Annotated in this window: 18 protein-coding genes and 1 pseudogene; 10 read left to right on the forward strand and 9 right to left on the reverse strand. The window is 66.8% G+C overall.

Going from position 1 to position 24,791, the window contains the following annotated elements; all coding sequences use genetic code 11:
• Positions 1–9: 9 nt before the first annotated feature.
• The 6 genes from ACFPBZ_RS15645 (at position 10) to ACFPBZ_RS15670 (ending at position 6,714) form a co-directional block, all read left to right on the forward strand.
• On the forward strand, positions 10–1,944 hold the full coding sequence (locus tag ACFPBZ_RS15645; RefSeq protein WP_378037005.1) for a primary-amine oxidase: 1,935 nt from the start codon (positions 10–12) through the stop codon (positions 1,942–1,944).
• Between the two features lie 37 nt (positions 1,945–1,981).
• Positions 1,982–3,085 carry a class II histone deacetylase gene (locus ACFPBZ_RS15650; protein ID WP_378037006.1) on the forward strand — a complete coding sequence of 368 codons (1,104 nt, stop codon included), beginning with the start codon at positions 1,982–1,984 and terminating at the stop codon, positions 3,083–3,085.
• A 155-nt stretch (positions 3,086–3,240) separates the two neighbouring features.
• A complete protein-coding gene (locus tag ACFPBZ_RS15655) occupies positions 3,241–4,356 on the forward strand; it encodes a tyrosine-type recombinase/integrase (protein ID WP_378037031.1) in 1,116 nt (371 codons plus the stop codon).
• 337 nt (positions 4,357–4,693) lie between these two features.
• Complete coding sequence (locus ACFPBZ_RS15660; protein ID WP_378037007.1) at positions 4,694–6,091, forward strand: hypothetical protein; 1,398 nt, start codon at positions 4,694–4,696, stop codon at positions 6,089–6,091.
• A 141-nt stretch (positions 6,092–6,232) separates the two neighbouring features.
• A complete protein-coding gene (locus ACFPBZ_RS15665; RefSeq protein WP_378037008.1) occupies positions 6,233–6,367 on the forward strand; it encodes a hypothetical protein in 135 nt (44 codons plus the stop codon).
• A gap of 23 nt (positions 6,368–6,390) precedes the next feature.
• Positions 6,391–6,714, forward strand: a complete 324-nt coding sequence (locus ACFPBZ_RS15670) for a hypothetical protein (protein WP_378037009.1) — start codon at positions 6,391–6,393, stop codon at positions 6,712–6,714.
• Positions 6,715–6,851: 137 nt separating this feature from the next.
• Here the strand turns inward: ACFPBZ_RS15670 and ACFPBZ_RS15675 are convergent, their stop codons facing one another.
• Both ACFPBZ_RS15675 and ACFPBZ_RS15680 read right to left on the reverse strand, forming a co-directional pair.
• Positions 6,852–7,208 carry a hypothetical protein gene (locus ACFPBZ_RS15675; protein WP_378037010.1) on the reverse strand — a complete coding sequence of 119 codons (357 nt, stop codon included), beginning with the start codon at positions 7,206–7,208 and terminating at the stop codon, positions 6,852–6,854.
• Positions 7,209–7,556: 348 nt separating this feature from the next.
• Positions 7,557–7,853, reverse strand: coding sequence for a hypothetical protein (locus tag ACFPBZ_RS15680; RefSeq protein ID WP_378037011.1), 297 nt, complete (start codon positions 7,851–7,853; stop codon positions 7,557–7,559).
• A gap of 735 nt (positions 7,854–8,588) precedes the next feature.
• Here ACFPBZ_RS15680 and ACFPBZ_RS15685 point away from each other — a divergent pair.
• Positions 8,589–8,987 carry a hypothetical protein gene (locus ACFPBZ_RS15685; RefSeq protein ID WP_378037012.1) on the forward strand — a complete coding sequence of 133 codons (399 nt, stop codon included), beginning with the start codon at positions 8,589–8,591 and terminating at the stop codon, positions 8,985–8,987.
• 807 nt (positions 8,988–9,794) lie between these two features.
• Here the strand turns inward: ACFPBZ_RS15685 and ACFPBZ_RS15690 are convergent.
• The 6 genes and pseudogenes from ACFPBZ_RS15690 to ACFPBZ_RS15715 all read right to left on the reverse strand — a co-directional run bounded on the left by ACFPBZ_RS15690 (position 9,795) and on the right by ACFPBZ_RS15715 (position 16,340).
• Complete coding sequence (locus tag ACFPBZ_RS15690; RefSeq protein ID WP_378037013.1) at positions 9,795–10,520, reverse strand: hypothetical protein; 726 nt, start codon at positions 10,518–10,520, stop codon at positions 9,795–9,797.
• A gap of 88 nt (positions 10,521–10,608) precedes the next feature.
• Positions 10,609–14,337, reverse strand: a complete 3,729-nt coding sequence (locus ACFPBZ_RS15695) for an AAA family ATPase (RefSeq protein WP_378037014.1) — start codon at positions 14,335–14,337, stop codon at positions 10,609–10,611.
• Between the two features lie 149 nt (positions 14,338–14,486).
• Positions 14,487–15,062, reverse strand: a complete 576-nt coding sequence (locus ACFPBZ_RS15700) for a hypothetical protein (RefSeq protein WP_378037015.1) — start codon at positions 15,060–15,062, stop codon at positions 14,487–14,489.
• A gap of 68 nt (positions 15,063–15,130) precedes the next feature.
• Positions 15,131–15,337: a hypothetical protein gene (locus tag ACFPBZ_RS15705; protein WP_378037032.1), complete on the reverse strand. Its 207-nt coding sequence runs from the start codon at positions 15,335–15,337 to the stop codon at positions 15,131–15,133.
• A gap of 137 nt (positions 15,338–15,474) precedes the next feature.
• Positions 15,475–15,705 (reverse strand): annotated as a pseudogene (locus tag ACFPBZ_RS15710) (dihydrodipicolinate synthase family protein); the annotation flags it as partial.
• 110 nt (positions 15,706–15,815) lie between these two features.
• Entirely contained in the window at positions 15,816–16,340 is a 525-nt protein-coding gene (locus ACFPBZ_RS15715) for a hypothetical protein (RefSeq protein WP_378037016.1), read from the reverse strand.
• Positions 16,341–16,941: 601 nt separating this feature from the next.
• On the opposite strand from ACFPBZ_RS15715, the gene ACFPBZ_RS15720 reads away from it, so the two are divergent.
• From ACFPBZ_RS15720 to ACFPBZ_RS15730, 3 genes are all read left to right on the forward strand, one after another.
• The gene (locus tag ACFPBZ_RS15720; protein ID WP_378037017.1) at positions 16,942–17,547 is read left to right on the forward strand and encodes a hypothetical protein; all 606 of its coding nucleotides are present in this window, start codon (positions 16,942–16,944) and stop codon (positions 17,545–17,547) included.
• A gap of 249 nt (positions 17,548–17,796) precedes the next feature.
• A complete protein-coding gene (locus ACFPBZ_RS15725; RefSeq protein WP_378037018.1) occupies positions 17,797–18,693 on the forward strand; it encodes a hypothetical protein in 897 nt (298 codons plus the stop codon).
• A gap of 1,311 nt (positions 18,694–20,004) precedes the next feature.
• Entirely contained in the window at positions 20,005–20,247 is a 243-nt protein-coding gene (locus tag ACFPBZ_RS15730) for a hypothetical protein (RefSeq protein WP_378037019.1), read from the forward strand.
• A gap of 1,515 nt (positions 20,248–21,762) precedes the next feature.
• On the opposite strand, the gene ACFPBZ_RS15735 is transcribed toward ACFPBZ_RS15730, so the two are convergent.
• Positions 21,763–22,908, reverse strand: coding sequence for a RyR domain-containing protein (locus ACFPBZ_RS15735; protein ID WP_378037020.1), 1,146 nt, complete (start codon positions 22,906–22,908; stop codon positions 21,763–21,765).
• Positions 22,909–24,791 lie beyond the last annotated feature (1,883 nt).

The raw sequence follows: 24,791 nt of genomic DNA on the forward strand, positions 1-24,791 counted from the left end.
GGAGACACCATGACCCTCACCGCCCCGACGAGCACCGCGTCCGGTCTCGCCCCCCACCCGCTCGACCAGCCCACCACCGAGGAGTTCGCGGCCGTCCGCGAGGTGCTCACCGACGCCGGCCTGCTCGGCGACACCGTCCGCGTCTGCTTCGCCGCCCTCGAGGAGCCCGCGAAGGCCGAGGTCCTCGCCCACACCGAGGGCGACGCGGTGGACCGCCGCCTCCGCGTCCTGCTGCTCGACCTCGCCGGCGCCGCGTCCCGCGACGTCGTCGTGTCCGCGACCCGCCGCGAGATCGTCACCAGCGTCGACCTCGACGCCGCCACCAGCGGCCAGCTGCCGATCATCGACACCGAGTTCGAGGTGATGGAGGAGATCGTCAACTCCTCCACCGAGTGGTGCGACGCGATGCGCCGCCGCGGGATCGACCCCGCCACGGTCCGGGCCGTCCCGCTCTCGGCCGGCTCCTACTACCCGGAGGAGTCCGGGCACCGCATGGCGCGCGTCCTCGGCTTCCGCCAGGACCACGCCGCCGACTCGCCCTGGGCGCACCCGGTCGACGGCGTCGTCGCCTACGTCGACCTCACCCGCCGCGAGGTCACCCGGGTCATCGACCACGCCGAGATGGCCGTCCCCGCGGAGCCCGGCAACTTCGACGACCCCGCCCAGGTGGGCCCGCAGCGCACCACCCTGCGCCCGATCGAGATCACCCAGCCCGAGGGCGTCAGCTTCTCCCTCGAGGGCAACCGGCTGCGCTGGGAGGGCTGGGACCTGCGCATCGGGTTCAACGAGCGCGAGGGCCTGACCCTGCACCAGATCGGCCTGCACGGCCGCCCCGTGGTCTACCGGGCGTCGATCGCCGAGATGGTCGTCCCCTACGCCGACCCCTCGCCGGTGCGGTTCTGGCAGAACTACTTCGACTGCGGCGAGTACATGTTCGCCCGCTACGCCAACTCCCTGGAGCTCGGCTGCGACTGCCTCGGCGACATCACGTACATGGACGTGGTGGTGGCCGACGACGACGGCTCGCCCCGCACCATCACCAACGCGATCTGCCTGCACGAGGAGGACGCGGGCATCCTCTGGAAGCACACCGACCTGTTCACCAACGCGTCGGAGAGCCGCCGCCAGCGCCGCATGGTGGTCTCGTTCTTCACCACCGTCGGCAACTACGACTACGGCTTCTACTGGTACCTCTACCTCGACGGCACCATCGAGTGCGAGTCCAAGCTGACCGGCATCCCCTTCACCTCGGCCTTCCCCGAGGGTGGCTCGGAGTACGCCAGCGAGGTGGCGCCCGGGCTCGGCGCGCCGTTCCACCAGCACCTCTTCTCCGCCCGCCTCGACATGGCGGTCGACGGCACCGAGAACGCCGTCGAGGAGGTGGAGGCCGTCCGGCTCCCGATGGGGGAGGGCAACCCCTGGGGCAACGCCTTCACCGAGTCGCGCACCCGGCTGACCCGCGAGAGCGAGGCCCAGCGCCTCGCCGACCCGGGGAGCAACCGGAGCTGGCAGATCGTCAACCCGTCGTCGACGAACCGCTACGGGAAGCCGGTGGCCTACGCCCTGATGGCCCAGGGGACCCCGACGCTGCTCGCCGACCCCGAGTCCTCCATCGCCGGGCGCGCGGCCTTCGCGACGAAGCACCTGTGGGTCACCGCCCACGACGACGCCGAGCGCTATCCGGCCGGCGACTTCGTCAACCAGCACCCCGGCGGGGCCGGCCTGCCCGCGTGGACCGCGGCCGACCGCTCCCTCGACGAGGGCGGCGCGGGAGCCGACGTGGTCCTGTGGCACACCTTCGGCCTCACCCACGTCCCGCGCCCGGAGGACTGGCCGGTCATGCCGGTCGACCACGCCAAGTTCCGGCTGATGCCGGTCGGCTTCTTCGACCGCAACCCGGTACTCGACGTGCCGCCGTCGGGCGGCAGCCACTGCCACGGCTGATCCGGCGTCCCCCGAACCCGACGAGCTGGGAGAGATCATGACGACCGGTGCCCTCTGGCACGAGAAGTACATGTGGTGGGACACGCGGCACGCCGGGGTGTTCATCCCGGCGAGCGGGTGGATCGAGCCCGACGAGCACGCCGAGAACCCGCGTACGAAGCGGCGGCTGAAGAACCTCCTCGACGCCACGGGCCTCTCGGAGCAGCTGCAGTGGATCCGCCCGCGGGCCGCCACGACCGAGGAGCTGTGCCGCGTCCACGACCGGTCCTACCTGGACCGGATGAAGGAGCTCTCGGACGCGAACGGTGGCGACGCCGGCGAACTGACGCCCTTCGGGCCCGGCGGGTACGAGATCGCGGCGCTCGCCGCCGGCGGCGCGATCGCGGCGGCCGAGGCGGTCCGCGACCAGGTGGTCGACAACGCCTACGCGATCATCCGCCCGCCCGGCCACCACGCCGAGCGGGACCAGGGCCGCGGGTTCTGCATGCTCAACAACGTCGCCGTCGCCGCCCGGCACCTCCGCGCCGGGGGGCTCGCGCGGGTGGCGATCGTGGACTGGGACGTCCACCACGGCAACGGGACGCAGCAGGCCTTCTACGACGACCCGTCGGTCCTGACGATCTCGCTGCACCAGGACGGCTACTACCCGCACGACTCGGGGTTCGCGGGGGAGACCGGCGAGGGCGACGGGGTCGGGACGAACATCAACGTGCCCCTGCCGCCGGGCACCGGGACCGGGGGGTACGAGTACGCGTTCGACACCGTCGTGGTGCCGGCGCTGGAGCGGTTCCGGCCCGAGTTCGTCTTCGTCGCGTCCGGCTTCGACTCGAGCGCCCTCGACCCGTTGGGCCGCCAGATGCTGCACAGCGAGGGCTACCGGCGCCTGACCCGGCGGATGCTCGACGTCGCGGCCTCGACGGCGCAGGGCCGGCTGCTCTGCGTGCACGAGGGCGGCTACTCGGCCGGGTACGTCCCGTTCTGCGGGCTCGCGGTGTTCGAGGAGCTCAGCGGCATCCGGACCGAGGCCGACGACCCGTTCCTCGACTTCCTGTCCGCGATGTCCGGCCAGGACATGGCCGCCCACCAGAAGGAGGTCGTCGACGGGCTGGCGGCGCTGGTCGACGACGTGCCGACTCCCTGACGCCGTGCCGAGTGGGGCGGGTGCTGCGCGGCAGCACCCGCCCCGCTCGACGCCCTGCCCGTCCAACCGTGCACAACAGCCGTATCTGCCCGGTTGACCCGGCGCGCCTCCCGAGACCGGTCTTTCGCTGCTGAGACGCTGCTCCGGTGACCGCCATGGAGCTGCCCGAGGAGGCCCTCACCGTTCTTCCTGACGACGAGCCGGGTGCGGTTGCCGAGGCCCGCGACGAGCTGACTGCGCGGGCCGAGTCCTACGCCCGCGGCGCGCGGGCGGAGAAGACCTGGGCGGCCTACGAGCGGCAATGGGCCCGCTTCGAAGTCTGGTGCGACGGGGTGGGGGAGCGGGCGCTACCGGCGGACCCGCTGACGGTGGCGCGGTTCCTGGCCGACCTCGCGCCGCGGTGGCGCCCCGCCACCCCCGCCGACCCGCCGGCGACCGTGGTGGCGGGGCAGGTCCGGGAGCGCGACGGGATGCGCCCCGGGACCCTGCGCGGCTACCTGGCGGCGATCTCGGTGGTCCACCAGACCGCACAGCTCGAGAACCCGACCCGCTCGGAAGCGGTGCGACGCACCCTGGCCGGCATCGGCCGCCACCCCGCCGTCGCCCCACCACGACGCCGGGCCGCGGCCCGCCGCGACCCGCTGCTCGAGCTCCTGCGCGCGCTGCATCCCGAGGAGTCCCTGTCCGACGCCCGTGACCACGCCCTGCTGCTCATCGGGTGGAAGGCCGCGCTCCGCTCCGACGACCTCGCCCGCCTGCGAATGGAAGACCTGCACGCCTCCGAGCAGGGCCTGTCGGTGTTCATCGCCCGGTCCAAGACCGACCAGGCCGGGCACGGCACCACCCTCGGCATCGCCGCCCCAACTCCCGAGACCACGACGGTGGGGGAGGGGAGCGGGGAGTCGATGCTGCTCGACGCCGGTGTCGCCTGGGTCCGGTGGCGGGACCTGCTCGGGTCCCACGGCATCGTTGATGGTCCAGCGTGGCGGGGGATCGACCGCTACGGCCGCCGCCCCCGCGCCGGCGGACTGCACCGCAACTCCATCGCCGACATCATCAAACGCCGCGCGGCGGCGGCCGGACTCGGGGACGCCGATCTGTGGGGCGGCCACAGCCTCCGACGCGGGTTCGCCACCGAAGCCATCGCCGCCGGCGTCCCCGAACGCGACGTGCAGCGCCACGGCCGCTGGCGCTCCCGAGCATCCATGGACCCCTACATCGACGCTGCCCGCACCTTCGACGCCACGAACCCCACCCACTGGCTGATATGACGGGACGCCCAACATGTCCGGATGGGGGTTCCTGGAAGGTCACGACCGCCGGGACCGTCTTGACCAGGCTCGGCGAGGTCCAGGCTGGCGGCGGGTGGGTGTTGCGGCGTGGGCTCGTGGAAGGACAGGTGCGGATAGAGTTCGCCAGGTATTGGGGGCGCGAATGCGGTTCTCGGCAGAGCCGGTCGGAGTGGTCATGGCAGATGCACGGTGGGTAGCGCCGCGCTCGGTGACGATGGGCTTACCCGGTTCGACCTGGGGAGGCGCCCCTCTGGGGCTGCTCGCCCACGCTGGGTTGACCGCCCGGATAGAGGACGCGGACCAGAACCTGTACCGCGTGTTCCAGCCCGTGCCGATATTCGGCCAGAGCTCAGTTGATTTGGTGAACGTCGAGAAGATCGCCGGCGGGAGAGTGCCTCGCCCACGCCTGGAACGGCTCGAGGAACTGATCGCCCAGGCGCCGGCCCTTATCGAGCCGACCCAGGACCCCGGTCGCATAGCGCGCGACCTCGAACGCCTCGGCCCGCTGCGGGATCCGGTCGACTTGCTCTACCGACAGCAGCTCTTGTGTAGCACCGCATCCAACGCCGAACTCCCCGTCCGTGTCGACGAGGCATATAAGCAGCTGCGGACGGTCCAGGGTGAGGACGGCAACCCCGCCTTCCCAGACGCGGCCGTGCACGTCGTCATACCCAGTGCGTCTCTACGCACCCGCGCGAAGCTGACCTCTTTCCTCGTCCGCGCCGACTACGACCAGCAGATGCGAGACGGCAAGATCGACGACCTGATGGTCGCCCACGTCGCTGGCGCGAGCGTGTTCGCCAGCTCAGAGGGTCTGTGGGAAGGGCTATACACCTTCGACGCCTACATCGGCCCGCTGCTCGGTGCGATCAGTCCCGCGGTCTGGGGCTTTGCGATCGCTCGCGGATTCGGGATCGTCGTCATGAGTCTTGGCAGCGCCCTGAACGGCCGTAGACCGGGCGGGCCGGCTGAACCCCTTCAAATGCTCTCCATCCGGGATCGCGCCGGCGAGACGGTCTTCCCAGTTCTGGCGACCCGCGCGGTGTCGGATTCGCTGTCGTGGTGGTGCTACCACCTCCAGCGGTTCCTCGAGGTGATCAGCGACCCCCGCGTCTTCGCAGGACCTGACGGGCGATACCGCCCAGCTCGCCACCTGCAGTGCCTGGCCAGCGTCGAGCAGGTCTTCCGGCTCACCCACTCGATCCAGACCTCGCACCGCGACTCCACCGCCCGACGGGCCCTGTTCCACACGGTCATGGACACTCTTGAGGGCCTCCTCGGCTACTCCACCGAGAGGATGTGCACGGCCTCCTTCGCGATTAAGAAACTCGCCGAGTTGGCCGCGTCGATGACCGACCGGCAGGCCGCGCTACTCCTTCACGGGGCCGAGCGTGGCGTCGAGGCCCTCAGCGCGCTGCAGCACGGCTTCTTTCTGCCTCGCCAACTCAACGTCGAGGTCGTCAACGTTCCAGGTCGCGCTGACCTCTCCCTCGAGGGTGCGGCCGCGCACTACGTCAAGTTGCTCCGTAACGCCACCCACGGCTATGGCGGCAAGCCAGGCGCGAATGACTCCGCTCGTACCGAAGCCCTCCTGGCCAACCACGACGGCGAGGTCCCGCACGATCTGCCTGCGCTGGCCTACCTCTACCTCCTCTACCTCATCAGCCACCCCGGCATTGTCGGACGGAACAGCGCGGGGCGGGCGCGGAAGTAGCCGGGGGAGCTCGCGCTCGACGGGCACTAGGGCCGGAGCCCGGCCTGGCGCCGCCACTGAACCGCGCGGCGGCACGATGGACGGATGGACACGAACGGGCCGCCGCTAGGGGAACGATCACGGCAGGCAATCCTCGACCACGTGGTCAAGGTCGGGGACGAGGCCGAGACGTCCTACCTCGAGGTCAAGAGTGAGATCGACCTGACCAAGCCGACTGGAATCACGAAGGTCGCGAAGTTCCTGCTCGGTGCGGCCAACCGCAGTCCGGACGCCTAGGGCGACGACAGGATTTCCACGACATGGTGTCGCCATCGCCGCCGATGCTCGCGAACTATCCGGTGGACTGGAAGGTAGTCGGCGGGACAGCACGGGTGACCTTGACGCCGTACTCGTTACACCCCGATGAGGAATGGACGACCGACAACGGCGACTTCTGCATTCTCACCGATTCCGGGAGTCGGACGGTCCGCGTGGACTGGACGCTGACCGAGCAAGGCAACGACGAGGTCTACCGCGGTGTGCTCGACGTCCCCGTGCTCGGTCCGCAGGACGCCTTCGCTCTCTATCGCGACCTCATCGCTCGCATCGGCGACGACGAGGGCGAAGACGCAGACGACTCGTGAGCTACGCGGCCACCTACAGCGCCCTCGCCTGGCGGGCCTGCCGGCGAACTTCCTCGGCGTCAGTCGGCCTGCCGAAACTGCAGTTCGAAGGTCGACCCCAGCCCGCCGACGCCTGGCACATGTGCCGCCTTGAGTCCCTACCGAGAGTCGCAGAAGTCGTCGTACAGCTCGATGAACTCGTCCCGGGGGATCGGGGTCTCGACGCCGTCCATCGCCACGGCGATGCTGCGGGCGCCAAGCCGAGTGCAGATCGCTTCGGCGCGTTCGACGAGCTGAGGGTCAGTGACCCGGGCGTTCGCTGATGGAGTCATATCGCTACGCATCAGCCGGACGAGACGGTCCTCCGAGTTGGGGTCCGACAGCGCGACGATGGCCCAGACCATGAGACCCAGGGCAGCGAGGACGCCCGCACCGGTCACCAGCCATCGGACGGGCACGACCAGCATCTGCTTCGGCGCACTACCGGGCGTGGGGACGTCGTCTTTGATGGACATAACGGTTCCTTCCGGCTGATCGTGAAGACCAGTTCGTCTGTAATAGGCTGTCCGTTACCCCTCGCGCTCGATGTCCGCCAGCTCTGGCGACAGTCGCCAGACGCTGATCCAACGAAACCCGGCGACGAGCGCCCCCTAACCGCCGTCCCGCTGTGGCTCGCGTCGGGCCCGAGCTGGCTTATGTAGCCGCACGGTCCTCGTCTGGCCTGCCGTGCGGCGAGGCCAATCCTGGCGTTGGTCGACAGCGGCGGCGGTGCGTCGAAGCCGGCGTTCGGGTCTTCCGAGCGTGGACGCCGACTCAGCGTCCCCGGGTCAGCGTCCGAGACCGGGTAGACCTGCGCTCACTGATCAGGCACTGCGCGCGGGCCTGTGGCGGTTGGACGTGCGGGGGCCACGGGCCATCTGGCCGGTCTCAAAGGGAACCTTGCCGATCGTCGGGTAGGCCCAGAAGCCCGCGCCAGCTGTCTGTGTGCGGAAGGCGGCCTTGTCCGCAGCGACCTGCCGTACCAACCGTTCCAACTCGGTGAGGAGTTCGCTCGCCCGGGTGATGAGCCGATGGACCGTCCTGCAGTCATCTCCGCCGAGGTCAACGTGAAAGGAGAGCTCCCGCAGCTTGGAGCGGGCGTGGTGCACGTTGGAGATCATGGGCGCCTTCCCGCGCTTAATGGCGGCCGTCCATCGGTCGAGGCGTCGAGCCAGGTGGTCCACCTCCGCGCGCAGGTGCTCCTGGTTCGACGCAGCGCCAGTTCGCGGAGTGCCAGGTGCTCGCGGGGCTCTTTGGCGTAGGGGAGTACTTCCCGCAGAGCTGGATTCGTCACGGGCCGGCGACGACTTCCGCGCTGCAGTGCTGGGCTCGGGGGGGAGGGGCGCGTTCGGAGTGATGTCTCCGCGTCCCGGTTCGAGGCGTTCGATCGTGGCGCCCTGTTCCGAGAGGTCGTCGGCGGCGTTGCCGGCTCGGTAGCGGGCGTACGTAAGGACGTGCCCACACTCGGTTCCTTCGGGTGTAAGGGCCGGACAGGCTCCAGGAACAGAGGCACGAGCGAGGCCTGGGGTCGCAGCCCGCGATCGGTCTCCAAGGAGTCAGTAAGGACGTGTGCGTCGGCGTCTTGCAGAACCGATCGGCGTAGGCCGGTAGACGACCCGGACGGAGTTCTATCCGAGTTCGCTGGCATGCGCGTCGATCGCCCGTCGTGCCGGTTTCGTTTTCGGGCTGTCCCGAACCCGGTCCCTCTCCGCCGGTGAAGTATCGCTGACCGGCGCCGCACCTCTAGCCGTGGCGACCGAGGGCGATCGCGTCCTGGGGGTAACGACGAGGTGTCGGCCCGCGAGACAGAGGCAGGGCATGCCGTCGGAGCGTGCTCGACTCGTCGGGGGACGAATATGGGACGCCACACCGCGCCAGAGCTGGACGCGCCGACCGTCGAGATGACTCGCGCCAACCCGCGCGAGGTCGACCTTGGCGCCTGGTGGGCCGAACGCACACCGAACACCCGCGCGTGGCTGGCGATCGGCGCTATCGCCGGGTCGGCCCTCGGCCTCGTGAGCGTGGTGGAAGCGAACAGTGGGCCCAGCGCCTCGGAGATCGCCGTGCAGGCCTCCATCGGCGCCCGCCAGGCCGGCGCCGACTACGCCAGAGACCTCCGTGACCGGGGCTACTACAGCATCACGGTGATGAGCCGCTGCTCCATCAACGACGACGGTTACGGCGGCTCCCATTGGCAGGATTACCTCGACGGCTGCAACGCTGTCGGGCTCACTATGATGCGAAACGGTCAGTAGGCGGGCGACGACGTCGACGGAGTCTCACCATCCCAATGGGCAAGGACACCGTACTCGAGCTGCTATACCACGATCTTCCGTCAGAGTCGACGAAACGGCTTTGATTCACCATGGCAGGTCAACGCTCTAGGCACGACTGATGGCAATCCAATAACTCAGATTGTGTCGCCGGGCGATAAGTCGCCAATCTTTCGCGACCGGGAGCGCGATAACTACGGCAATCGCGGCATTTGAGGCGCGTCCGGTGAGAGTCGCGGACATAACCCGTGTGACTCGGACCAGGCACTGCGCGACGGTGCATCGCACGAGTGAGCCCCAGGGGTCCGCCCATGAGCAGCGCGACATGCTTTGGCCACACTTAGCGAACGGTTGTCCGGGCCGGAATGTAGTGGCGAAGGCGCACAGGAATCGTCAGTACTGTCGAACGTTGCACGCCTTGAGCGAAGCGCTGAGCAGTAGCACTGTTCGCCCTGGCCTCGGAGATCAGCTACGGGTTCGAGGCAAGCAGTCTGAAGCTCGCCATGCCCAAGAGGTCGGGACGCGCGAGAGCAGCCTATTACGGCAGTCGAGTGAGCGGGATCGACTCAATCTCTTCGAGTAGCAATCCTGGGGCGGAGCGACGGGAGCCCGCTTAGGACCTTCGACCCCACCAACCCCACAGATTGGCTGGGCTGAGTCCTTGTCCCATCCATTGGCCAGTCAGCTACAAATTCGGCCCAAAGCGGGTTTCCTAAGCCTCCATTATTCCGGATTATGGTTCGCCCAGTGTCCCATCTGGATGGCCAGCGGCGGCACCTGACCTTAGGGCTAGGACGCCTTCTTTTGATAGGAAGACGGCCGGTAGAACTGTCGAGCCTTGCGTGCTGACCTACGAGTCGTCACGTCTGCGAATGCTGCACCGACGGGGATATTGATGAACGGGACTGCTTTGAGCAGGGCTGTCCGCGTGAATTTGACGCCCACGAAGCGGAAGAGTGCCTTTGCTGCCTGTAAGGCGGGACCTCGGAGGTAGCGCATCAGGAGTCGCTTGAGAATACGTTCGCCAGCAGCACCGAGAGGAGCGGCTAGTGCTTCTCCTCCGATAATCTCTATCCCGTGAAGGTGTAAAATCTCGCGGGCTCTGGCTTCGCGATCTATCAGGTCGTGGCCGTAGGCAGCGGCGATCTTCAGTGATAGATCGATCTGAAAGTACGCAAGTGTTGCGACATCCGAGAGAATGACGCTGGTCGCCGCTGGGAGGACGCCAGGACCTGCGGCTCCGGCCGCCACGAAGCCGAGACCCGCAAGAGCGCCTTGGCCGCGAACAAGAAGCAGTTGCTTCTTGACGAGGTCGTCCACATAAGCCTCGACGCCAAATCCAGCTTCTTCTCTTGCCTTGGCTTGCTCCTTTGAAATGTCGGGCCCACGTCGCTCGATAACGTATTCAACGAGAACCAGCGGCGCCTTTGGGCCGGCCTGGAGCAGCTCTTTTAACGGGAACTGCGGGCGTTCACCATCACTCACTGCGAATCTCATCTCCAATCGGGTCTGCACGGATCGCCGTCCACCTCGGCCTGGTCCTTTGCAGCGTCTACTAGCCGGAGCCCCGAGCCCGAGCGCGGCGACACGGAGTCCCAACCGCTCATCGACCTCGACGGACCCGTGCGCGGCGTTGCATCCGCGGTGCCGCACCGGTGAGGGCTGATTCCGCGATGGCGCGCCACGCGGGGACGTCGACCCCGGCGGTGCTGGACGTCGTGATCAGGGTTGCTCGACGTCCCTCGGCTGGCCCATCTGGTGTGTGGACGCCTTGCTCGGTGTACCACTGCTGCTTTCGGTGCCACGCCTCTTTGTAAGTGGGGCTGTCGAGCATGCCGAGGTGCTCCCAGAGCACGATCTGTCCGTCGGGCAGCACGGCGGTGAAGTCGGGACGCACGGTCCGGCCGTCGTCACCGGTAAACGGCGCTTCGTAGCTCCACTGGCCGGGGACCAAGTCGTCGAGGATGTCGGCGATGATGACTTCGTTCTTGCTCCGTACGAGCACGCCGCCGGTAGTGATGTGGCTCAGGCCGCGGTCGACGACGTAGGCGTGCTGCCCGTCGGCGCTCGTGACCGTCACGGGGTCGGCGGGTCGGACGAGGTCGGTGTAGCGCCGCGCGGTCTCCGAGCCCGTCGCGCGTGTGAGGTCGAGCAGGTGGTCGAGCGGGCCTTCGTGGCAGAGCACGATGCGGGACGTCTGGCGGGTCAGCGCTGTGTAGATCAGTTCTCGCGACAGCGCGCCGAGATGCTCGGGGAGCATGAGGATGACCAGGCCGAACTCGCTGCCTTGGGACTTGTGGACCGTGAGGGCCCACGCGAGCTCCAGCGATGCGTCGCTCTCGGACACGGCGCCGTTCACGGTGACGCGCAGCCCGGCGCGCTGGAGGAACTCGACCTGTGTCGCCCACGGGGCCTTCTTGCTGACCTGGCCGGTGACGACTCCGATCTCGCCGTTGGCGACGAGGACCCGCTGCTTGCCCTGGTCGCGCGACCATGCGGGGAAGGTCCGGTTCTCGAGGTTGACGACCTTGTCGCCGAGCACGATCTGTTCCCAGCCGAGCGGGCGGGGCACCGTCCGGTAGCGACGGCGCAGCGCCTTCTCGAGTTCATCGCGGCGGTGTGCGGCCTTGAGGTGCCGGTTGAGGCCGACGGTGCCGTGCGCGCGCCCCCGTGTCGGTGAGAGCACTTGCCAGCGCTCGCACTGCTGGGCTGCGGAGCCGTAGTCGACGTACTTGTCGATGGTGGCGCCGTACGAGGCGGCGAAGCTGCGGCCGCCGTCCTCGGTGACGTCGAGTTCCTCGGCAAGCACGGCGTCGAGGACCTCCCCGGCGGAACGCCCCGCCCAGGGCACCGCGCGCAGAGTCGGCATGGTCGCGCCCGTCCGCAGCCGGTCCCAGACGTCGTCGGCGCCTTCGGGGAGCTCGTCGCCGCCGAACCACTGGGCGAGCTGCAAGTCATCGCGCGCCCGGCCCCCGCCGCGCTGTCGACGCAGGACCGTCAGCTCGCACCAGCCGGGTGCTGTGTGTGGCCAACGGCCGTCGTGGGCGCGTCGGACATCACCCTCGAGGTCGACGAAGGGCCGACCGGGCCCGATCGGCGGGAGCTGGCGGGGGTCGCCGACGAGCACAAGGCGGTCCGGTGGATGCAGGGCATCGAGCAGGGCGTCGAGCATTGATTCGGTAAGCATCGACGCCTCGTCGACCACCACGGTGCCGAAGCGGTCGCGCGACGCAGCGTCCCCGGTGGAGAAGTAGGAACCGTCGTCGCCGTCGAAGCGCTTGCTGCGGGCGAGGAACTGAGCGACCGTGCTCGCCGGGTGGCCCACCTTCGCCTCGAGTTGCACTCGGGCCTTCCCGGTGGGCGCGAGGAGCAGCACCCGGCGAGCGGTGACGTCGGGGCGGCTGATTAGTGCCTTGACCAGCGTGGTCTTTCCGGTGCCGGCCCGGCCGTTGAGGACGGTGAACCGCGCGGCGAACATCTCGGTCAGCGCCGCAAGCTTCTCCTGCCGGGCGCGCTGCTCGTCGTCGCGGTCCTCGGTCCCGGCGTCGGCGAGGGGCCGCAAAGCTGCGTCAAGGCTCGCTGCGAGGTCGCCGGGCACGGGGTGCCGGATGCCGGTCCGCAGCGGCTCGATGACCTCCAGGATGGCCTCGGCGCGCTCCTGGGCGCTAACGTGCTTGTAGGCGGCCGTGCCGTCGGCGAGCTCGCTGGCGACGAGGGCCCGCTCGTCCTGCTCGAGGCGCCGCGGGTCGAGACCGAGCCCGTCGAGCACCGTGGTGGTGAGCTTCGGTGGGCGCGTGGTCGCGAGGTTGAGGACGCGTTCGATCACGTCGGGCACCGGCAGCAGCGTGTGCCCCTCCTCATCGGCCTGAACGACGAGCCACGTGAGAATCGCCTCGAGGCGGCGGCGGTCGAGCGGATCGTCGAACGGGGTGCTCACCGGGAGGGGGAACTCGGCGCCGACGGCAGGGTCCGGATAGCACCCGCGGTCGATAGCGGTGACGTCGACCGGGAACGGCCTGTCGGCGGTGACCACGACCAGTTCGTAGGGATTGTCGAGCAGCCGGTCGCGATCGACCGGGTTCGGCAGCTCGGGTTCGGTGGCCTGGATGACCGCTTCGGCGGGGAGATCGAAGCGTACGAGCAGATCGAGGACCCGCCGGCTCTCGCTCGACTGCCCCGCCCAGATGCGCCGGCGCGTCGACGTGGCGAGCTCGGTGATTGGGGTCGGCGCGTGGCGTTCCTCGAGAGCGGCGACGACGAGCGGCCAGGCGTCGTCCTCGCCTGCCGCGGTGGTCGCGACCTGCGCGGCATACGTCGGGTGTTCCCAGCCGAGGAACCCCAGCACACCGGGGAGGCCTGGGGAGGGGCCGCGGCGGCGCCAGGTCCTGGCGAGCTGCGTGTCGAGCCATTCCAAGGACTGCTGGGGCACGGCGACCCCGAGCCGCAACGACTCCTCGGCGCAGCGACGCAAGGTGAGCAGGGCGGCGACCGCAGCGTCGGAGCCGACGTGCTCGGTCACGTAGGAGAACTCGCGGTTCGCCTGCACCGCGTCGGGCACGGCCGCGGACACGTCGACACCAGTGTCCGCGAGCTCGAGAAGGTCCTGCAGCGGCATCAGCAGCCCGCCCGACCCGTCGGGGCGCAGCGTGTGGCCGACGAGCGTCTCCCATTGGTGGTTCGGGAACGCCGTCGCGCCCGCCGTCGGCCACGGCGACGGCGAGGTGAGGTGCTCGACCAGGGCCGCGCCGACGAGGACACGACCGGGCTTGTCCTCGAACGGCGAGTGCTTGACGTAGAAGAAGACCAATGATTCCTCGACGCGCACGTTCGCGAAGAAGGTGTCGATCAACGCCCGCTGGTTGTCGCCGTGGAGGATCCACGTTGCCTTGTCCCAGCCCAGTGCGTCCAGAGCGTCGGTTTCGCGGTCGAGCTCGAAGCCGTCGACGGGGACGTGCTCGAGCAGCTCCTCGATCGACCCGCGGTTGAGCCAGAAGTACGGCACCGCTGGTGCTGAGAACGCCGGAATCGGCAGCGTGGACGGCCGCAGCCCCGAGAGCGCCGGGTGCCACGCGTAGGGGTGGGTTTGAGTGAGGGCATGGACGCGGGGACTCATGAACGTGGCGCGCTCGGCGACGCACGGTGGGGTCTGACCCTCCGGGAGGTCATCGATCGCGGCGCCGGAGTGGGCCTCCTCGACGGCGTCGACGCGCTTCTCGCCGATGTTGGTGAGCAGCAGACAGGCGTTATTGCTCCGGGGCGAGCGGCAGACGGTGCCCGCCCAGCCGTCGTCGTGCCACGGAACTCTTATAGACAAATGCTGCACGAACGTCATCGACGCCTCCCCCGTCCGGCCGGTGCCGGCAGCACTGCCTACCAAACGAGATCCACGGCCCCGTGAAGGAGGTCACCGCAGAGAGGCCCCGAACCCACAGGCGAGACGGGCATCCGGCGCTTCACGGGAGAACACGACCTGTCCGGAGGTCAATGGCGAGGCCGGCCGCTGCACAACTCGTCGACGTCAGTCGTTGTCCACTCGGCCGATCGGCCGATGGACTCGCAGAACTCGGCCCACGAGAGCCGGGGCGTCGGTGGCGTCGACGGCGTCGCCCAGTAGGTCACGCGGTCGTTGCGCCGCCAAGCGCCGGTGGCCGGACCCCAGGTCTTCAAGAGGTCGCCCCGGTCGGCCAGGCGACCGAGCGTGGCGGCGAACCGGACACTGCTCGCGGTCGGGGCCGGGTGGCCGGAGATCGAGTGGCCACGTTCGGCGACGTGGGTGTGGAAGAGCGCGGGGAAGTCTGTCCGGAGGCGGTACTCGACGACCCCGTACTCGACGAACGGGTCGCCCTCATGGACGCAGAGAAACAGAGGTTCGAGGAGGTCCGCGGTGACTCCCGCCGTCGCCGTCTCGGTCGGCTCGCGTGACCCGGTTGCTGCGGTCCAGAAGTGGGGGCCCGCACCTTCATGACGGTCGTCGCAGACGTAGCTGATCATCTGCTCCGGCAGCCTCGACCAGCGCACGTCATCGGCTCGGTAGCAGGCCGGGCAGGTCTGGATCACTGCCGCAGTCTCGCGCAGCCCTCCCTCACGGTCTGGGGCGGCCTCTCCGCGCGTTCATCCCGGCCCGCCTATCGTCGTCGCCGTCGGATGTCGGTCGTGGAGTAGTCCTCTTGACCGGCCGGGGCAAAGGAAGGTGCTAGCACCACCATTTCCTCCGGCAGATCCGCCGGGAGGGCCGGGATCTTGATGGAGGCGACGTGGGGGAGTGCGGCGGTACGGCCGTGCAGTTCGTCCGAGATGACGACGTGGGTGGTGCCCGAGTTGTCGTAGACCACGAGCGGGACCGACAGGTCGTGACATCGGCGTAGAGCCCGTAGACCTCCTCGTCGGTCAGGGACTGGCAGGACACCGGCGCCAGCATCACCGCGCCGGCGCCTGCCTCCTGGGCGTCCTCGGCGTGACGCAGGACGTTCGACGTCCGGAGCGCACCGATCCCGACCAGGACCGGGGTCCGGCCGGCGACCTCGGCGATCCAGCGTCGTTGCTCGCGCGTCAGGTAGACGTAGCTGCCGGTGGAACCCAGAGCGCCGACGGAGTCCACGCTGGCGCGGTCGAGCCTGGCCACGAGCCCGGCGCACGCACCGTCATCGACGTGCACCTCGTCGACCGGGGTCAACGGGAACGCGCTCGGTCCAGCGAACACTTATGCCCGCACCTTCGACTCCACCAACCCCACCCACTGGCTCACCTAACTCGGATGCGGTGTCGCCGGTGTTCAGGCCGACGCGACCTTCGAGCTATCTCGCCTGGCTATCAGTTGGTCAGGGAGACGCTGCAGCTTGCATCGTCGCCGTTCACCCCAACCTGCTGTGAGGCAATCTGACCATCAACAGTGATGGTGCATCGCACCCACGCTCCACGCCTCGCGTTCGTGGGACCGAGCACGTTAACGGTGGTCAGGTAGGGAGCGCCCGGGGTGGTGGTGACGGGAAACCGGGCTGGCGAGGCTACGTACTGCTCTTGACCGCTTCCCATCGGGTTGCGCGAGCTGATCTGCCGCAACACGGATTCAGAAGAGTCCATGATGACCTCAATCTGATGCCCGGCCTGTTCGGTGACCTGCGGTGTCGTCGCTGTCGCCGAACTACCGTCTTGCTGCTCGCCCACTCCGAGCCCGACGGCGACAGCGAGCAATGCGGCCACAGCAACGATCAGCACACTCCCGACGACGAGCAGGGCAACCGCCCAGGCCGGCATACGTCGGCGCGGCACTGGTGCCGGGCCCCAAGGACCGCCCGAGGGGGCTTCACCCGGAGTCGGTCCCTGCATCATCGTCATCTTGATGACCTTCTGTCCGATCGATCTTGCTTGTCTCCTACGAGTCGATGGACGTCCTCGCCCTGTTACCTCTAGCCACGCCTTGCCTCTGCCTGATCACGGATGGGCCGCACGGGCCGTGCGCGCTCCAACGCAACCACCGTGCGAAGCCGGACTACCGGATAGGCGACCGCTTGGGTGAAACGTCGACACCGGTCGGCCGGCACCGTGGCGTTGCGCGGCGTGGGCTTAGCAGCTGGACCGCTCGGGACGTCTACGGAAGTCCTCACCGTGTCCCTAGAGGCCGCTGCGTCGAGGCAGCACTGCCCGGAGCCTGGCGGGCACCGCGAACCTCCAGTAGAAGGCGCCTCGTTATCGATAGATGCCGAACGTCATCACGGCGCCGCCGTCCCCGACGTCCACGCGCATGACACGTGTGGGTCGGCTCCTTACTCCGCTGCTCCTCCTGGCCGTCGCCGCGGCTGTCCTCGCTGGTTGCTCGTCTGGAGATCGGTCATCAGACGACACGTCCAGTACGACACCGCTGGGGTGCCCAGCCGCCGACATTCCCGCGGTTCCGACCGCCGACCAGGCGGAGCGCATGGCCTGCACGGAGCGAGCGGTGCTGCGCAAGTACTGCCACCAGGACCTCGCCGACGTCGTAGCCCAAGTGCCGACCGTGACTCCGACGGCGAGCTACAGCAGTCAGTGGTCGCGTAATGGAGCCAACATCGCCCTGTTCGGCTACCGCGCCGACGGGGCTGCGGGCGACGTGTCCCTCAGCATCAGCTGCCGTAATGGCACACGCGCTGAGAACGGGAAGGACTACCGCTTCACCGGCTACTTGCGAACGACGCTGCTATCTCTCGACTACAGAACGCTCGTATCGGTCGGCGACACCATCCCGGCGTCGCTAACACTTCTCGACCCACCAGTTGTCAGGCCATCGCCGACCACCGCTGCGCCCTACGTTCCGCCTTCGTACGACCCGGCAGAAGCACAAGCGGTCAGCGGGTGCGGTGACCGCCTCGCCGACGCACTCAGACGTGCGGCAGCAGGGCAAGCGACTTTCGGGCAGTTGCAGACTGCGGGCGGAATCCCTGAACAGCTCCCGAAGGCCAGCTTCGACCGAGCACTCCTCGGTACGAAGCGGTTACAAGCGGACGGCCTGTCGCGCGACGAGGCGACCGACCAAGCCGCCGGCCCGCTCATGGTGGCCTACTGCTGACAGGTCTCGACGTCGAACTGCTGTAGGGCGACGGCGACGAGGGAGCTTAACTGCCTCTCGAGGGTGGATGATGGCTGCAGAGGATGGCTCGCCCAGGAAGCAGGGAGGAATCCTGGAATTGGCACGGAAGCAGGTCACAGGGCGGCGGCGCCCAGGTCCAGCAGACGCGTAACGGTCCGGTCTCATTCCGCGATCCACACGACGAACGCGGGCCGTCGGGGACCGCGAAGGAGTCGGGGGACTTCAGCGATGGGACGTCACGCCGCCGCCGTGGACGGAACAATGGCCGCGCCAGACGCCGGCGCCGGGCAGGTGACGGCGCCGACTCGGTCAGAGCTCACCGAAATCGGGGATTGGCGCACCACTGGGTCCCGCGCGCGCTCTGCCAATGCTCGGCTCGGGATGCGCCGCCCCGAGCGAACAGCACCCGGGAGCTGCCATGCGAGCATCCCGCCGCACGAGATCGTCGAGAACCTCGACGCCCCCACCGAGACGCTGCTCATTGCGGACCCACCGGCTGAAGAGACGGACCTCTTCTCCGGACGGCCACTGATTGCCGCACGAGATGGCTCTGGGAAGAGCCCGCGGGACCTGTGGGAGGCCGCCTCTGCGCGAGGCCGAGCGAAGGCAGTCGTCGGCGCTGCGGTGGCACTGCTGGCTGTGGCGTTCGCTGCAAGCCCGCACGCCTCGAGCAACAGCTCGAGTGTCTCGACCGCATCCACGGCTCCTGTCGAAGGCTCGGTCGTCGGCACCTCGGCCTTCGGATGCGACGTACTCGCAACGCCCACCAGCGAGAAACCGCATCTTAGCGCGGCTGACTTCGTCTGCACGAAGAATGCGCTCGTGGAGAAGGTGTGTCACACCGACCTCGACTACTACGACACCTATTTCACGGCTGCGGGAGACACCGTCTACCAAGGCTACAGTGGGACGATCTACTTCAATTGGTACGCAAGAAACATTGCATGTTCCACCGATGGCGGGACACACACTATTGCGTGGACCGGCAACGAGTTCTGGCAGATGCGCCAGGACGGAGCCGTCTCGAGGAGCCTCGACAGTCGACTCGAGAACGCCCGACAGGGTTCAAGACTTCGCCGGCACAGCCTGCGGCGCGAGGTGCGTCACTGGCGTCACCTGACATAACGTGCGGCCTCGGTCGGCGAGTGCCCTACGTTCTGGGTCAGCGAACATGGTCGCGGAGTGCAGACGGGTGCCCGCGTGGTGGGCACGGCGTATTTCTCTCGAGCGCTTTTGGCGCCGGATGGTTGGGGCGGAGCGGCGGACAGGTCAGGCCGCGGTGCCGATCCGGGAGGCGGTCAAGGCGTTCGAGGGCGCAAATCGGGCGTTGCGAATGTCGCAGCCGGTCGGGTCGGCGGCCCCAGCAGTGACCGAGCCAGAGCCGGCATCGCTGAGCCAGCGGGCGAGTCCGGTGGCTCGGCCGCCGTCGACCACATCAGAGCGTCCCGACCCGGCACGTCTCCTACGGCGCTGAGCACACCTCGCGTTCTACGCAAGCCGCTGGTGCGGCACCGAGCCGCGCAGGTCGTCGACGCCCCTCGAGACAGCCTGACCAGGCCGGCCGCCCGGCCTCGACGACGGAGGCAACGGCGGGAGTGTCCCAACTGCGACCACCTCGGCCCGTTCCATGCCAGCTGTACCGATCGACTTTGTAGTGACGATCATCAGAGAGTGCGACCGTCGGCAGCGATTCCGCGACAATCGGATCGTTGTGAAATTTATTCTGAAGCGGCCCCTAGTGCACTGTCTCGGATTCGTACAGTCGCCTTTCGAGCAAACGCTTGGGCTTCTTGATTGGACGGATGCCCAGCGGCAACGGGGCCGCTGCCCTGCGTTGTTCTTCGCATCTCCCGTTGCAGTCAACTTCGGGAGCTGGCACTTGGGGTTGCCCGAAAGTGAGTGATCGTCAGAGGTGCAGGGCCCGGTCGTGGCGAGGCGCTCGAGGTCATCAATACCATCTGGGGAAGTTGAAGATAAACGAGAGAACCAGAACGAGGAAAAGCGCACTCAGGGTGACGAAGACGTACAGGGCGGTCTTGAGGCGTCCACGCCCCCTCTCAACGTCCGCGCCTCCTGGGTTGATGCTGGGTGTAGGGGCGTATGTTGATCTTCCCCAATTGGCGGACGCACTGCTTCGCCTGCTTCGTTCCATGAGGAGGCTGTGCAGGGGGCAGTTCTGGTCCCGTTCCGAGGGCGTTGCCCCCCTGGCCCAGGCGCGAGTGCCTGGGATGTTGCTGAATCTGCACGTGCAGCTGTTCCCCATTGTCCCCCCAGGTCATCACCCGCTCAGCCATCACATCGCGAGAGCGTGCGTCATCGTTAGCGTGTAAGTGCCGCGTAGCTGGTCTTGGCTGTCGTTTGCTAGTGGCGGGCTGACGGCACGGTGACTGGATCGACCTGAGGGATCGCTGACGGTCGTGGCGGCGGAGCCCGCGGGTGACGGTGCGGGTCGGCTGGCGCGGCTGGCAACGACCCCTCTTCTGGGACTTCGATGTACAGGATGACGAACGCATCGATGTCGATGGGCAGGTCGGCGAACAAGTGGTGGATATGGGGTGTGAGCGCGTGCAGCGCCTCGTTCACTCCGATCGGCTCGACGCCCGCGGCGGCCTGCGGAACAATCGGCTCACCGCCGATCCGCAAGGGATCTGCTTAGAGCCCTACCAGGACGTGCGCTGACCGGCTCTACCGCGGCGACCTCTGCATCGACCCGGTCCCCCCGTGCCCAGATGCTTAAGGCCCCTCACGACTCCACCTAGTCGGGAACCGACAGGCTTGAGTTGTCCGCTTCGCACAGCGGGGGAATCCGCGCCGGGTGTACCCGTAGTTGTTCCGAGATCAGGACAGATGCGCGCAAGTTCTCGCAACCTGTCGAGGCTTGTCCTGCTCCGTCTCGAACAGCGTTGCGCAGAACTCGCTATTCGGTCGGATGAGTCGATCGGCGTTGAGGTCTCGGCTCCCACTTTTACTAATGAAAGGCTTCGTGCAAGTGCTTAGATTCTGGCCCTGGTTGTGAAAGTACTTCACACTATCAGAGTCCCATGCGTCGAAGTCTACCCAATAGTTGCATACCTGCTCCTTGGCTACGGTCTGGATCGAGTAGCCAACCGTGTTGAACCAACCATCTGCCTCAGCATTCAGCAGGCTGCCATCTGCCTCTCGCTGATAGACGTACTGACAAAGGATCGACTTGTAAGTCGGCACACCCTTAACGTCGATTACTTTGCCGAAGTAGTTGCAAGAAGCATCGTGCCCCATGGGCGGGGCCGCGGAAGCTGTACTGAACCCAGACATGCCGATGAACAATAGAACTATGAATGTGGCAGCCGTCGAGAGCCGATGAGAAGCGCGCACTCAATTCCCCCTGGAGTGTGCGAGCTAGACGATCATGTGGACCGCTTCCCGACGAGCAATACGCCATTGGGACGAATCTCCGGCGGATGTGCGGCTAGTTTGGGAATCTACCGAACTGTACGTGTTGGAGCTCTTACTCCAGGTCGTGCGGACCTCTGAAGCTTCGACAACCCAGGGCCGTAATATCACACACCGCAGAGGGTGGCGTACATGTCTGGCATAGCCGGCACCACGGGCGTATGACCAATCTGTGGTGCGCGCACCTGACCCGAATTAAGAGGCCCTCGCGGGCCGTTCCTGCCGGAAAAGCTGGTCGCGATAACGTTTGTCCTGACATAACTCGTGATCAGCAGCAACTCTAGCCGATACCTCAAGTCGGGTCAGCTTGGCGATATATCGCTGGCCTTCTCTTTGCTCAGCGATACCGCGATAGCGGGGATTATCGCGGTATGGCAGAAGCCGGGCATGATGCGGCGCACCCGGCACGCTCCGCGTCCGGCCATCACCTCAGCTCGTGCGCGATGCGGTTGGCGGCGGCGGTGAGTTCGGCGACCCAGCCCGCGAGCCGATCGCGGCGGTAGCGGGCGGTCGGTAGAGCGATGGAGGTCGACGCCGGCGTAGGCGTCGGCGGCCAGGGCGACGGGCTCGCCGGCGGCCTCGCCCTCACCGGACCCGACCGGCCCGCTCAAAGACCGACCAGGCCAGACATGGCGCCACCCTTGGCATCGCCTTCCCGAGGAAGGGATGCATCGTTCTGCAAGGTGCGATATTGCGGAGACTAGCCGCCTTCAGCGGAAGCTCCCCCCGACTAATGTAACCTGCGAGCGTGCATGTATCGAACTACTTCCGCGTCTTGAGACGCGCGATCTGATATCCCACAGCACGAAGCTGGTTGGGGATTTCGCGCACTGATGTTCTGTCTTTCTCGCGAGATTCGTCTGACAGCGCTTCCCATTCGACTAGGTCGGGATGGGAGCCTGCTATGAGATCTCGCGGACCTTGGCGCCAACCTCTCCTCTGGAGATCCTGCATCCATCTCTCGTGTTCGATCTGCGCGAGTTGATCCACTTCATCAGCTTCAAGTGAAAGCGATTCCGACGTCACATCCTGGCTGGGGACCACCACACATCCGATTACACGAAGCTTACGGATCACATCTCGTGCGCGCTCCACGGCCGATGCCCTTAGCTCCTCGTCGAGCTCTGGCCACGGAACTTGGAGAGGATTTGAGCCCGCTCTGTCTCCTCGCTTCTTAGCTTGTAACAGGTACGAGTCGTGCGCGGAGCGTGCTAATTCAAGAGCAAGTCGATCTCGCAGGTGAGCAACGTTATAGATCGTTCTGACGAGATCGAAGGTGTGTACACGCGGACGGCCCGAAAGCTCGAGCCCCGGGTCTATTGACATATGCGATCTCGTAGCCCCATCCAACAAGGCCACCACATCGACTGGCCGAGAAAGAAGTCGCTGCGCGACATCTGCGCTAACTGCGAGCGAGTCGGGCGGGCACGTAACTATGATCGTCGAGAGTTCGTCGGGCACCATGTCAAGCTCCTCGAGTGTGCCGAAAACTACGCCCTGAGGCCGTGATGAATTTACGCTGGGTCTTTCTAGCTCTGCTGAAAGCGCCTCGAAAACGGCTCCAGAACCAATAAGGCCAAGCATTTCGTCATGCGACCACCACTGGTCGATCACCGTTCTAGCGGCGACCTGAAGTGGATCGACGAATTCCAAGGACAGCTTTTCGGGGAACAGCCCCGCCAACGCACGTGATAGATCCTGTGGAAACCGACCTGCGATGCACAGCGGTAGCGCAGTCTTTCGATCCTTAATCGCTTGTGTCAAACTGCTGGTGATTTCTACTGTATGGTTGAACTGAGAAGATAAGATCAAGATGTCTCGAGCTCTGTCGATATCTGCTTCTCTTAAGGTAGCGAGAGATCTTGCGTCACCTCCGATTTTTATCACGCCGTCGTAGGCTATGCCCACGCCAAGAGTCTCGCTGTGAATCAGAATGCAGCTGTTGCCGCGGGCTACGACGGAATGTGCCAGCTGCATAGCCGCAACGCCCTCGCCAATTATTACCGAGTGTCCCGACCGCCGCGGAGTAAGAGCCCTATCGAGGAAGTTCGCGACCCCTTGACTTAATAACGTTCCTAATCCTAGAACAGCCGTAGCCGGGGCGGCGAAACGTGCGATGTTCAGAGTTGTCGGCAATTCGCCAGCAGTTTGCAGAGGGGCTGAGTCTATAAGAAAGAGTTGTAAAGTATAATAGACTAGGTCAGAGACCCCTCGCCCCCCCGGAATGTCGGGGCGCAAGAGCAACTGGTGCATACCGAAAAGTCCAAGACCAAAAGCGAGAATCGCCAAGACGGCGGCTATTAAGCTGCGTTCCATGGCTGGTCGTGGACGCTTGTTGCCCATCACGCCTGCTCCCGGTGGGTTTTCCTTCAGACAGTTAATTTGAGGCAGGGCTATCGATAACAGCATGGTAGCCTAGGAGACTTGAGGCCGACCTGGTCATCGCCGTCCCGAACGAACATCCTTGGGATGCGGTCCGATCGGCTGTTCGCGTTCGAGGACGCTGCGGTGTACGTCGGCGGAGTTTAGACCGCGCGCGCCGATCTCACCCGCTTGGCCGTTGTGGAGTCCGCTGTGGCCCACAGCGTGGACTCGTTCGTCGTCCCGCTGATGCTGCCACCCGGATCGGTCACCCCCGGTTCGACGGCGTCCGCGTGCGGGACACGTTCGGTGTTGAAAACGTGCTGGAGCCCACCGCAGAGGCGCCCCATCCCGGATCAGGGCCATCCGGGCGGCCCCCTAACCGAGGACTCGCGACCTGCCGGAGATCCTGCGCGTGCCGACCCCGCCGCCGTTGCTGGAGGCCGAGCCGCTGGAGGACGTCGTCCTGGTCATGAACGACATGTCCAACCCCTTCTGGGGCGTCGAACGGGTCGTCCCGCACTCCAGGATCCGGGGTGACCGGTGCGCCGAGCGACGCCGATTAGCGCGGGTGTCGCCAACGCACGAGCTGGAACGTCTCGATCGCGTGTCTCAAAGCGTCGGGCGGGAGGGCTGGCTGGAGGCCTGCGGAGGCTAGCAGATCGTGGCAGCAGCCTTGTCCCTTGGGAATGCGCCCTCAAGGTGGTTGACGGGCTAGATGAGTACCGACCGCCTGGGTTGCCTCCGCGAGGTCGGGTCCAGCAGCGCCATGGTCGTTTCAAAGGTCAAGGTGTGGCGGAGGACCGCCGCGATGAGCACCGAGTCATGTCCGGTGCTACCCGCGCTAGTCACGGCCTCGTACTGCTCGAGCCGCTACCACCGTTGCGTTGGCTGGGCCTCGAACGCGGTAGTCGGTCGTCTGCTGACAAAAGTGATGCAGCAACGCTGTAAGCAGCACAAACAAACAACCGATAACTTAGATTGTGTCATCAGTCGATGATCGGCAATCTCCAGTCGCGAGCGATGACGCAATTCGTGATATCGCTCGACCTCGTACCAGGCTCGATCGCGTGGTGCGGGGACATAACTCGCGCGGATGGATTGCGATCCACGAAGCGTGGGGGAGGGGTCGGCGGTGCAGGTCATACCGCGATGACGGTGGGCCTGTCGCGGCTAGACCGGGAATCGCCTATCGACGAGCGATGACGAGGGTGTGTTCTGAGTTGCCCCGCGATCGGTGTCGAGGTGGCTGCGGCCATGTCGATGCTCCGTCGGGGGTCGACGAGCGCCGACAGGCGTTGCGGGTGATGCGGGCTGACCACGACGTGCCGGGCCGGGTGAGGTGTGCGCCCGACCTGCCGGTTCGAGCCGGCGCTCCGTGCCGCGACCGGTCCGTCACCGGCCGGTTCACGTCGCCGTGGCAGTCACGT

It is taken from the genome of Actinomycetospora atypica, from assembly GCF_042653685.1.
GTDB lineage: Bacteria > Actinomycetota > Actinomycetes > Mycobacteriales > Pseudonocardiaceae > Actinomycetospora > Actinomycetospora atypica.